9 protein-coding genes are annotated in these 10,777 nt (G+C 65.9%); 5 read left to right on the top strand and 4 right to left on the bottom strand.

Features of this window, described 5'->3' with window-relative positions; all coding sequences use genetic code 11:
* On the bottom strand, window positions 1–203 hold a 203-nt coding region (locus ACDELDRAFT_RS14660), incomplete at its 3' end, for a hypothetical protein (RefSeq protein WP_005798171.1).
* Window positions 204–452: 249 nt separating this feature from the next.
* Between ACDELDRAFT_RS14660 and ACDELDRAFT_RS14655 the strand changes: the two genes are divergently transcribed.
* From ACDELDRAFT_RS14655 to ACDELDRAFT_RS25125, 5 genes are all read left to right on the top strand, one after another.
* On the top strand, window positions 453–1,811 hold the full coding sequence (locus ACDELDRAFT_RS14655) for an aspartate aminotransferase family protein (protein WP_005798169.1): 1,359 nt from the start codon (window positions 453–455) through the stop codon (window positions 1,809–1,811).
* A 366-nt stretch (window positions 1,812–2,177) separates the two neighbouring features.
* Window positions 2,178–4,502, top strand: coding sequence for an NADP-dependent malic enzyme (locus ACDELDRAFT_RS14650; protein ID WP_005798166.1), 2,325 nt, complete (start codon window positions 2,178–2,180; stop codon window positions 4,500–4,502).
* Window positions 4,503–4,657: 155 nt separating this feature from the next.
* Window positions 4,658–5,065 (top strand): ribonuclease domain-containing protein, encoded by a 408-nt coding sequence (locus ACDELDRAFT_RS14645; protein WP_040329338.1) that lies wholly within the window; start codon window positions 4,658–4,660, stop codon window positions 5,063–5,065.
* 137 nt (window positions 5,066–5,202) lie between these two features.
* On the top strand, window positions 5,203–5,628 hold the full coding sequence (locus ACDELDRAFT_RS14640) for a barstar family protein (protein ID WP_005798163.1): 426 nt from the start codon (window positions 5,203–5,205) through the stop codon (window positions 5,626–5,628).
* Window positions 5,607–5,816, top strand: coding sequence for a hypothetical protein (locus ACDELDRAFT_RS25125; RefSeq protein WP_005798162.1), 210 nt, complete (start codon window positions 5,607–5,609; stop codon window positions 5,814–5,816). The genes ACDELDRAFT_RS14640 and ACDELDRAFT_RS25125 overlap by 22 nt, the downstream gene beginning before the upstream one ends.
* A gap of 119 nt (window positions 5,817–5,935) precedes the next feature.
* Here ACDELDRAFT_RS25125 and rsmA read toward each other — a convergent pair whose 3' ends face one another.
* From rsmA to ACDELDRAFT_RS14625, 3 genes are all read right to left on the bottom strand, one after another.
* A complete protein-coding gene (rsmA, locus tag ACDELDRAFT_RS14635; RefSeq protein WP_005798161.1) occupies window positions 5,936–6,706 on the bottom strand; it encodes a 16S rRNA (adenine(1518)-N(6)/adenine(1519)-N(6))-dimethyltransferase RsmA in 771 nt (256 codons plus the stop codon).
* A 99-nt stretch (window positions 6,707–6,805) separates the two neighbouring features.
* Window positions 6,806–8,206: a peptidylprolyl isomerase gene (locus ACDELDRAFT_RS14630; RefSeq protein WP_005798160.1), complete on the bottom strand. Its 1,401-nt coding sequence runs from the start codon at window positions 8,204–8,206 to the stop codon at window positions 6,806–6,808.
* Between the two features lie 11 nt (window positions 8,207–8,217).
* Window positions 8,218–10,608, bottom strand: a complete 2,391-nt coding sequence (locus tag ACDELDRAFT_RS14625) for an LPS-assembly protein LptD (RefSeq protein WP_005798158.1) — start codon at window positions 10,606–10,608, stop codon at window positions 8,218–8,220.
* Between the last annotated feature and the right edge of the window lie 169 nt (window positions 10,609–10,777).

Here is a 10,777-nt window from a genome sequence, read left to right as displayed (position 1 = left end):
GTCAGCCCGTCGGCCAGCGGCTGCCACAGGCGCCGCGTGTCCTCGCCATCGAGCACGGCGAGCACGCCGATGTCGATGCGGGTCGGGGCTGCTGTTGGCAAGGCTTCGGACCTGGCCCCGGTCAGCGGCGCGGCCAGCAGGCAAGTCACCGCCAGCCAGCGCCGGGCCACGCTGGCGCATCGGAAGGGGTTGGGCCTGCGCATGGCCAAATTGTAAGCAAGGCAACAGCGCGATTTTGTGCAGAAGCAGGCCTTTGCGCTTACTGTAAAAGCGCAAGCAGCTATGCATTTAATAGCTATACCCATCGCCATCGATGCACGGCGGGATCGACCAATACTTGCATAAAACAGCAAGTGAACATTGATATTGCTTTCTTTGAGCAATTGGCAGCTGGGGCAACAATGGCGGGCCCGTGCCCCGGCTGGGGCCGCTGTTTGTACCGGAGACTTCCCATGAGCTTTGCCCCCATCGACACCCCCGCCGCTGGCGCCGCGCCCCGCATGGACGCCCAGTGGCTCGACGCGCACTGGATGCCTTACACGGCCAACCGCCAGTTCAAGGCCCACCCGCGCATGATCGTGGAGGCCAGCGGCGCCTATTTCACCGACAGCGAGGGCCGCAAGATCTTTGATGGCCTTTCGGGCCTGTGGTGTTCTGGGCTGGGCCATGGCCGCCGCGAGATCGCCGAGGCCATCGGCAAGCAGGCGATGAAGCTGGATTACGCCCCCGCCTTCCAGTTCGGTCACCCCCTGTCGTTCGAACTGGCCAACCGCGTCAAGGCGCTGACGCCTGCCGGGCTCGACTATGTGTTCTTCACCGGCTCCGGTTCGGAATCGGCCGACACCTCGCTGAAGATGGCCCGCGCCTATTGGCGCGCCAAGGGTCAGGCCAGCAAGACGCGCCTGATCGGCCGCGAAAAGGGCTACCACGGCGTGAACTTTGGCGGCATCTCGGTGGGCGGCATCGGCGCCAACCGCAAGCTGTTTGGCCAGGGTGTCGAGGCCGACCACCTGCCCCACACCCAGCCGCCCGCAGGTTCGTTCCACCGGGGCCTGCCGCCCACGGGCAAGGAACTGGCCGACCGCCTGCTCGACGTGATCGCACTGCACGATGCCTCGAACATCGCGGCCGTCATCGTCGAGCCCTTCTCGGGCTCAGCCGGCGTGGTGATTCCGCCTGCAGGCTATCTGCAGCGTTTGCGCGAGATCTGCACCCAAAACAACATCTTGCTGATTTTTGACGAGGTGATCAGCGGTTTTGGGCGCTCGGGCGCGTTCACCGGCGCCGAGGCCTTCGGCGTGACGCCCGACATCCTGAACTTCGCCAAGCAGGTCACCAACGGCGCACAGCCGCTGGGCGGCGTGGTGGCCAGCAAGGAGATCTACGACACCTTCATGGCGGCGGGCGGCCCCGACTACATGCTCGAATTCCCGCACGGCTACACCTATTCGGCCCATCCCGTGGCCTGCGCGGCGGGCATTGCCGCGCTCGACATCCTGCAAAAGGAAGACATGATCGGCCGCGTGCAGGCGCTGGCGCCATATTTTGAAGAAGCGGTGCACAGCCTCAAGGGCGCCAAGCATGTGGCGGACATCCGCAACTTCGGCCTGGCCGCGGGCTTCACGATTGCCGCCCTGCCAGGCGAACCGGCCCGCCGCCCCTACGAGATCGCCATGAGTTGCTGGAAGAAGGGCTTCTACGTGCGCTACGGAGGCGACACCATCCAGCTGGCGCCACCCTTCATCAGCGAAAAGGCCGAGATCGACCGCCTGGTCAACGCGCTGGGCGACGCGCTGGCGGAAACGGCCTGAAGCCCGCACTGGCGTAGCCACCAGCTATCTTATCGATAGCTATTAGCACTCACTGGGTGAGCACTACAGGCCATTTTGGCGTTGAATCTGCCGCAAGCGGCCTTTCACCCCAGCCGTCGCCCGTTTGCATGTGCGCGGGGGGTGCGGTAGTGGGCGGACCGCCCCGACCGCTACTGCCGCCATGCCGGGTGGCCCGCTCCACCATTCGATCCTTTGGTGAACAGGTGTTTCGCCGCATAAGCAGATCTTCGTACTAGGGTTTCCACGGGACGAAGCCTACAATGCACCTCCCCTAACAAAGCTGACGGCCCGCCCGGAGCACATCAACCGCGGACCCCGGCACTTACTGAAAGCTGGAGACGCTTGATGCCCGAGAACACCACGGCCGACAACAAAAACAACCCTCTTCCCGACAAGCGCGCGCTCCTGCGCAAGGCAGCTCTCGAGTACCACGAACTCCCCAAGCCCGGCAAGATCGCCATCGCTGCCACCAAGCAGATGGTCAACCAGCACGACCTGGCGCTGGCCTACTCGCCCGGCGTGGCCGCACCCTGCGAAGAAATCGTCAAAGACCCCAACGCCGCCTTCAAGTACACCAGCCGCGGCAACCTGGTGGGGGTGGTGACCAACGGAACCGCCGTGCTGGGCCTGGGCGACATCGGCCCGCTGGCCGGCAAGCCCGTGATGGAAGGCAAGGCCGTCCTGTTCAAGAAGTTCTCCGGCATCGATGTGTTTGACATCGAAATCAACGAGAAAGACCCCGAGAAGCTGGTCGAGATCATCGCCGCCCTCGAACCCACCTTTGGCGGCATCAACCTCGAAGACATCAAGGCCCCCGACTGCTTCTACGTGGAGCGCAAGCTGCGCGAGCGCATGAAGATTCCAGTCTTCCACGACGACCAGCACGGCACGGCGATCACCGTGGGTGCGGCCATCCTCAACGGCCTGAAAGTGGCGGGCAAGGACCTGAAGAGCATCAAGCTCGTGACCTCGGGCGCGGGCGCCGCGGCGCTGGCCTGCCTGGGCCTGCTGGTCAAGCTGGGAATTCCGCGCGAGAACATCTGGGTGACCGACATCGCAGGCGTGGTCTACGAAGGCCGCACCGAGCTGATGGACGAAGACAAGCGCTTCTTCGCGCAAAAGACCGACGCACGCACCCTGGGTGAGGTGATCACGGGCGCCGATGTGTTCCTGGGCCTGTCGGCGGGCGGGGTGCTCAAGAAAGACATGGTGCAGCGCATGGCCGCGCGGCCGCTGATCTTCGCGCTGGCCAACCCCAACCCCGAGATCCAGCCCGAAGACGTGAAGGAAGTGCGCGACGACGCCATCATGGCCACGGGCCGCTCGGACTATCCGAACCAGGTCAACAACGTCCTGTGCTTCCCCTATATCTTCCGCGGCGCGCTCGATTGCGGCGCCACCACCATCACGATGGAGATGGAAATCGCCGCCGTGCACGCCATCGCCGAGCTGGCCCAGGCGGAGCAAAGCGAAGTGGTGGCGGCGGCCTATGTGGGCGAGCCCCTGGCCTTTGGCCCTGAATACCTCATCCCCAAGCCGTTCGATCCGCGCCTGATGATGATGATCGCGCCGGCGGTGGCGCAGGCTGCCGCCGACAGCGGCGTGGCGCTGCGCCCCATTGCGGACATGGACGCCTACCGCGACCACCTGCAGACCTTCGTGTATGCCTCGGGCACCACCATGAAGCCGATCTTCACCGCCGCCAAGGCCGCCACCAAGAAGCGCGTGGCCTATGCCGAGGGCGAGGAAGAACGCGTACTGCGTGCCGCGCAGATCGTGGTGGACGAACGCCTGGCCCGGCCCACGCTGATCGGCCGCCCGGCCATCATCGCCCAGCGCATCGAGAAATTCGGCCTGCGCCTGAAGGAAGGCCAGGACTATGACGTCGTCAACGTCGAACAGGACCACCGCTACCGCGACTTCTGGCAGACCTACCACCGCATCGGCGAGCGCAAGGGCATCACGGTACAGATCGCCAAGATCGAGATGCGCCGCCGCCTCACGCTGATCGGCTCGATGCTGCTGCACAAGGGCGAAGTCGATGGCCTGATCGTCGGCACCTGGGGCCATACAACGCACCACCTGCAGTACATCGACCAGGTCATCGGCAAGCGGGCCGGCGTCAACACCTATGCCTGCATGAATGGCCTCATGCTGCCCGACCGCCAGGTGTTCCTGGTGGACACCCACGTCAACTACGACCCCACGGCCGAGCAGCTCGCAGAGATCACCGTGATGGCGGCCGAAGAAATGATGCGCTTCGGCATCAAGCCCAAGGCGGCACTGCTCTCGCACTCCAACTTCGGCAGCAGCAGCCAGCCCAGCGCTGTGAAGATGCGCCAGACCCTCGAGCTGCTGCGCATGCAGGCCCCCTGGCTCGAGGTGGATGGCGAAATGCACGGCGACGTGGCGCTGGACGGCAAGGCACGCGCCGCGCTCATGCCCCACAGCACGCTGGTGGGCGACGCCAACCTGCTGGTGCTGCCCAACATCGATGCGGCCAACATTTCCTACAACCTGCTCAAGACCGCGGCCGGCGGCAACATCGCCATTGGCCCGGTGCTGCTGGGGGCGGCCCAGCCAGTGCACATCCTGACGGCCAGCACCACCGTGCGCCGGATTGTCAATATGACGGCTCTCACCGTGGCGGACGCAAGCGCCACGCGATAAGCACCAACCAATAAGCAAGCACTAACTTTAGTGCAGCCGGAAAGCCCTCAGCGTCTGCCCAATCTTTGTGCAGACGCTTGCTTTTTGGGGGGCTTTGAGCGACACTAGCTCGTTGAAATTTCGGGTTAACCCGTAGTTTCCGAAAGGTGTCGTTGATGCTCAAGGCTGTTGCCGCCCACCTGCGAAAAGCAGGGGTTTTGTGTGTTGTGGGTGTTGCGTTCGTACTGGTACCGGTTGCCGGACACGCCCGAAAATCCCCGTCCACCGATGGTTCCATGGCATCCATCGCCGTGGCGGAACTCCCCCCCCAGGGTCGCACCACCTACGCGCTGATCCTCAGTGGCGGCCCCTTTGCGCATGACAAGGACGGAAGCGTTTTTGGCAACCGCGAGCGGATACTGCCCGCCCACCCGCGCGGCTACTACCGCGAGTACACCGTCAGAACCCCTGGTGCCCGCGACCGGGGGGCCCGGCGCATCGTCTGCGGCGGCAAGCCCCGGTTGCCGGACGCCTGCTACTACACCGGCGACCACTACGCCAGTTTTCGCAAGATTGTCGATTGATATCCGATATGTTGCACGCCCGCCCCAACCCGGATGGCGTACAGCGATCCCCCTTGTATTCCCGACCCGAAACCAGCATCCTGCGGGTGAGCGGTCAGCCAGAAGTTTTTGGACCTTATAAAGAAAGAGCAACGGAGATGCAGACGCCCCTTCGTAAAGACCTGGAAACGCCCCTGCGCGGCGTGCGCACCAACATCGTGCAATCCATTCGCGCGTTCCGCGTGCAGGATCTGCAAGAGGCCGCAGGGGTTCTTGGCCACCATTTTCTGTATGCCAACCTGGCCCACGCCCAATCCAAACAGGACGTGCTGGATCTGATTGCCGCGCAGTTCACCTTCCCGTCGCACTTCGGCAAGAACTTCGACGCGCTCTACGACTGCATGACCGATCCCCTGCACAAGTCGGGCCCGCAGCCGGGCTTCATCGTGGTGCTGGAGCAAATCCCTGCCACGGGCAAGTTCGACAAGGAAGCTCGCGAGCAGCTGCTCGACATCTTCCGCGACGCGGCGGACTTCTGGGGCGACCGCAAGATTCCCTTCCGGTGTTTCTATTCTTTTCTGTAGCCCGTTCTGCAACCACCAGCCAAGCAGAACGGGCGAACGAGGCTACGCCCGCGGCAGCAGTCCAAGGCATCGAGATCGACCCCGAAACCTCCGAGAAGATGCCCACCGACAAGCTGGTCGACATCTCGCCCCTGGCGCTGCGCATGAGCAGCCCTTTCAACGCGAGTTACTGGCTGACGGCTGCCTGAGCCCGGCCCTCACGGGGTCCCTCGCGCGACGCTCCGGCGGGCCAGCCGTCACGCGCACTCCGGGCATCCAATACTGTGTCAAAAAGTGGTCCTGGCGCTTGTCGAACAAGCGCTGGGCGCTATGCTTTTTGATGCAGTGAAAAGGCCAGCGCAACGTACTCCTGCACGGGCACTTCTTCGGCACGGCGCTGGGTGTCGAACGTGCCGCCAAAACCACGGCCCTCGAGCCAGCGCCCCAGCGTATGGCGCAGGAGCTTGCGGCGCTGGCTGAAGGCCACCTGGACCAGTTCGGACAGCAGCGCGGGCGGCACGGCGACGGGCTCCGCCCAGGGCACCATGCGCACCACCGCGCTGTCCACGCGCGGTGGCGGATCGAAGCTCTCGGGCGGAACGAACAGCACGTTTTCCATGGCATAGCGCCACTGCAGCATCACCGACAGGCGGCCGTAGTCGGCCGTGGCGGGTGCGGCCACCATGCGGTCAATCACTTCCTTTTGCAACATGAAATGCTGGTCTTCGATCACCTGCACATGGTCCAGCAGATGAAAGAGGATGGGCGTGGAGATGTTGTAAGGCAGGTTGCCCACCACGCGCAGCCGCGCAACGTGCATGTCGCGGGCGAGTTGCGTGAAGTCGACCTTGAGCACGTCGGATTCGATGACCTCGAGCTGCCCGTGCAGGCGCAGCCGCAGGGCCAGATCGCGGTCGAGCTCGATCACGGTCAGACGCCCCAGGCGTTCCACCAGCGGCTGGGTGAGGGCGGCAAGCCCGGGCCCGATCTCCACCATGGGCTGGCCGGGCTGTGGCGCGATGGCGGACACGATGGCATCAATGATGCCGCCGTCCGACAGGAAATGCTGGCCGAAGCGCTTGCGGGGAATGTGTTTCATACGGCGGCTACGCTGCGGTGATGGCGGCAAGAACGGAGGCCGCCGCCGGCGCATCGCCGGTGCGGCAAGGCCGGGGCGCGCGCGGCGCAAGGGCGAGGGTCACTGCGGTGCTTCGCGGTATTCGACGTAGGCGCGGCCCCGCAGCTCCTGCATCCAGTTGGCAAAGGCTTCCTCGACCTTCTTTTCGCGCACGGTGTCGCGTGCCATGTCACGCTGCTCGCGCTGGGTCAATTTGGTCTCGCGGCGTTCCAGCAACTGGATGAGGTGCACGCCGAAACGCGACACCAGGGGCTCGCTCACGTCGCCGGGCTTGAGCGCATTCATGGCCTGCTCGAATTCCGGAACATAGCGGCCGGGATTCGACCAGCCCAGGTCGCCGCCCTGCTTGGCGCTGCCGTCCTGCGAATGCTCACGCGCCAGCTCGGCGAAGTCGGCCTGGCCCGCGAGCACGCGGCGCCGGTAGTCGGCCAGCCGCGCCGCAGCGGCGCTTTCGGTGAGCTGGGGCCCCGTGCGCAGCAGGATGTGGCGGGCATGGCTCTGGATGGCCACGGTGGGCACTCCGGCCGAGGTCTTGTCGACGAGCTTGAGCACGTGAAAGCCTGCGGGCGAACGCACCGGCCCGGCAATGCCGCCCAGGGGCAACTGCGCCGTGGCGCTGACGAAAAGCTCGGGGTAGCGGTCGGCGGGGCGCAGGCCCAGCAATCCGCCCGACGTCTTGGCCTCGGCGGCGTCCGAGAACTCGCGGGCCACCGCGGCGAAATCTTCACCGGCGCGTACTTTGTCGGCGGCCTGCTGGGCGCGGACTCTGCGTTCCTCGACCTGCTGCGGGGTGGCGTTTTCCGGCACCACCACCAGGATGTGGCCCAGGTTGATCTCGAGCTTGGAGGCATCGGCGCCGGCCTGCTGTTCGCGCAGGTACTGGTCAACGTCCAGGTCGCTCACCCGCACCCGCGATTGCACGTCACGCTCGCGCAGGCGCAGCAGCAGCAGCTGGTTGCGCAGCTCTTCGCGAAAACGCTCCTTGCTGATGCCATCGGCGGCGAGGCGGCGGTGCATCTCGTCCACGCTGACGCGGTTTTGCTTGGCCACGCTTTCCTCGGCCTGGCCCACGGCATAGTCATCCACCCGGATGCCGCCTTCGCGGGCCAGTTGCAGCTGGATCTTCTCCACGATCAGGCGTTCGAGCACTTCGCGCGCGAGCAGGTCGCGGGGCGGCAGGGGGCTGCCCTGCTGCGCCATCTGCTGCTCGACGCGCACCGCGCGGGCCCGCACCTCGTTGTTGGTGACGGGCTCGGAGTTGACCACGGCGACGATGAAGTCGGCCGATCGCAATGCGCTGCCCGTGCCCGGCGCGGGCAGGGTGTACGAAGGGGCTGTAGCCGGGCCGCGCGACAGGCCCGCGCCGGCGCCACCGGAGGGGCGCAGCCCTTGCGCCGCAGCGCCCTGGGTCACGAAGGAAGCCAGGCACACAAGGCCCAGGGCAATGACACGGTGGTTCATGGTGTGTGAGGTCAGTCGTAGTTGCTGAAGCGGCTGGGGGTGCTGACCTGCTCGCGCAGGTACTGGTAGCGCGGCACGTTGCGCTTCAGGGTATCGAGGGGGCTGGAGCCCAGGCTCAAGCGCGAGAAGCCCACGAACTCGATCTGGAACAGCAGACGCGTGTTGGAGGACGAAACGCTGCTTTGCAGGCGCTCGAGCACGACGCGGCCGATCCAGCAGCAACTGTCGTACTCAAAGCCCACCACGGTGTCCACCAGCTTGCGGTCCTGCAGGCTGTAGTTGAGGCGGCCCACCGTGTACCAGCGGCCCGCTCCCTGGCCCTTGGCACGCTCGGGGCCGTTGGCGCCGGCGCCCTCGCCACCCCACAGGGCGGCCAGCGGCCACTGCCAGCCCACGTCGATCTGCTCGCTGGTGCCGCGCTGCAGGCGGTAGGCAGCGCTGATGGTGCGGTAGCTGCCGGGGCTGTAGCGGGCGGCCACCGTGGAACGGATGGAGCGCCGGGTCTTCGGGTTGTATTGCACGGTGGAGTCGAAGCCCCACTGCGGCGTCCAGTTGATGCCGGCGCCCAGCAGCACATCCGACAGGCGCTCGCTGATGGGCGTTCCGCCAGGCAGCGTGACGTTCTGGTCCGAGAAGCGCAGGCGCTGGGCAATGCCCAGGCGCACGGCTTCGGCCCCGGTGGCTGGGTCGAGCAGGCGCGTGGTCACGCCCATGGTCAGCAGGTTGTTGTCCGCCAGCCGGTCGTTGCCGCCATAAGCGTTCTCGGTGTAGATGGTGGCGAAATTGAAATCATTGGCCGCGGTGTCGTACACCGGCAGCAGGTGCTGGTCGCGATAGGGCGTGTAGGTGTAAAACGCGCGCGGCTCCAGGGTCTGCATGAAGTCGCGGCCCAGAAAGCGCGTGTCGCGCTCAAACACCAGTCCGCTGTCAAGGCTGAACGTGGGCAGCGTGCGGCTGGCCGACTGCGCGCCGTTGGCCAGCGGGCTGTCGAAGCGGTACTGCGTGGCATGCAGTTGCAGGCGCGGCGTGATGAATCCGCCGGGTGACAGAAAGGGCCGGCTGATCTGCGCCATGGCATAGCTGCGATCGGCGTTGGGCTGGCCGGTGAGCGCCCGGGCCGCCTCGAAGCGCGTGGTGTCGAGCTCCACGCCCGCATCGAACCCGCCGCCCAGGCTGGTGGGTGTATAGCGCCACTGCAGCTGCGGCATGCGGTCGTAGGGCGGCACGATGGGCGCGGTCACGTCCTGCAGCGTCTGCCACTTGAGCGTGCGCAGCTGGGCCGACATCTCGCCCGAAGCCCACGAAAGGGTCATGTCGCTGGGCAGCAGGCGCTGGCGCAGCGGCAGTGCGGCACGGCCGAAGTCGCGCCAGTAATTGTCGTCACTCACCCGGTTGAGGTTGAGGTTGAGTCCCACGCCACCCAGCGGCGTGCTGAACATGCCCTGGTGCTGCGCCGTATAGCTCCAGCGCATGCGGTCACGCAGGGTGTCCGTGGGCATGATGTTCGCGTCGATCAGGCCGCGGTAGTCGTTTTCGAGGTAACGGAACTCGCCACCGAGATCGATGCCGCGCTTGGACATGATCGCGCCGCGCAGCGTGGCATCGCGGTTGGGGGCGATGTTCCAGTAATAGGGCTGGATGTATTCCATGCCGCTGCGGCTGTCCAGGCCGATGGTGGGGGGCAGCAGGCCGGACTTGCGCTTGTCCGACAGCGGAAACGAAATGTGCGGCACCGGCAGCACCGGCACGCCCTTGAATTCGAGCACGGCCCCTTCGGCGGTGCCCACCTCTTCTTCATTGTCGAGGCGGATGGTGCGCGCGCGCAGCACCCAATCGGGCTCCCAGGTGGCCGAGTCGTCTTTCTGGCAGGTGGTGTAGGTGGCGTTGTGCACCACGGCGCGGTCGCGGTCCAGGAAATCCACGCGGGTGGCGTCGCCGTGGGCGCTGGTCTGCAGGAAGCGGTAGTGCGCGTCGCTGAAAAAGCCCTCGAAGGCATCCACGTGCAACTCCAGCGCCGAGCCGTCGTAGGTATTGCCGGCGCGGTTGATGCGCACGCGCCCCTGCGCCTTGGCCAGATCGTCGGGCACGGTGTATTCCAGGCGGTCGGCATGGATCACCGCATCGCCACGGCGCAGTTCGGCATTGCCTTCGATGACGGCCTTCACGTCGGGCTGGCCCGAGATGCTGTCGCCCGAGACAAACACCGGCAACTGGGGGCGCACCTCGGCGGGAATGCTTTCCTGCAGCTGCGGACTGCGGCGCAGCGCGGGCGGCGCATCCCAGGCGCTCGGTGCGTCGCTCTGAGCCAGGGCGGCCAGCGGCACGCCACACCACGCCAGCGCCACGGCATACGCCAGGGGATGCAGCCCCGGCCGGCGGGCGCGCGCAGCGGTGCGCGACACAGGCCGACTGAGAGGTGGGGTGGGCTGCACGAGAGAAGGCTGGCGGCGGGGCACGTCGGGCAATATGGACAGGGCTTTGGAAACGGCCCGCGCCGGGCAGGGCGGGTTTGTAAAATCGGATTATCCATGAGCCACCCCTCTTCCCCTCAACGCCCCTCGGCGCCCCGCC

The sequence above is a fragment of the Acidovorax delafieldii 2AN genome (assembly GCF_000175235.1).
GTDB classification, from domain to species: Bacteria; Pseudomonadota; Gammaproteobacteria; order Burkholderiales; family Burkholderiaceae_C; genus Acidovorax; species Acidovorax delafieldii_B.
This window is presented reverse-complemented; position numbering and strand designations above follow the sequence as displayed.

Excerpts from the sequence above, each read along its gene's own strand:
- ACDELDRAFT_RS14645 (WP_040329338.1), top strand. The coding sequence starts at position 4,658 with ATGCTCAAGGCTGTTGCCGCCCACCTGCGAAAAGCAGGGGTTTTGTGT.
- ACDELDRAFT_RS14630 (WP_005798160.1), bottom strand. The coding sequence starts at position 8,206 with ATGAACCACCGTGTCATTGCCCTGGGCCTTGTGTGCCTGGCTTCCTTC.
- ACDELDRAFT_RS14655 (WP_005798169.1), top strand. The coding sequence starts at position 453 with ATGAGCTTTGCCCCCATCGACACCCCCGCCGCTGGCGCCGCGCCCCGC.
- rsmA (WP_005798161.1), bottom strand. The coding sequence starts at position 6,706 with ATGAAACACATTCCCCGCAAGCGCTTCGGCCAGCATTTCCTGTCGGAC.
- ACDELDRAFT_RS14650 (WP_005798166.1), top strand. The coding sequence starts at position 2,178 with ATGCCCGAGAACACCACGGCCGACAACAAAAACAACCCTCTTCCCGAC.
- ACDELDRAFT_RS14640 (WP_005798163.1), top strand. The coding sequence starts at position 5,203 with ATGCAGACGCCCCTTCGTAAAGACCTGGAAACGCCCCTGCGCGGCGTG.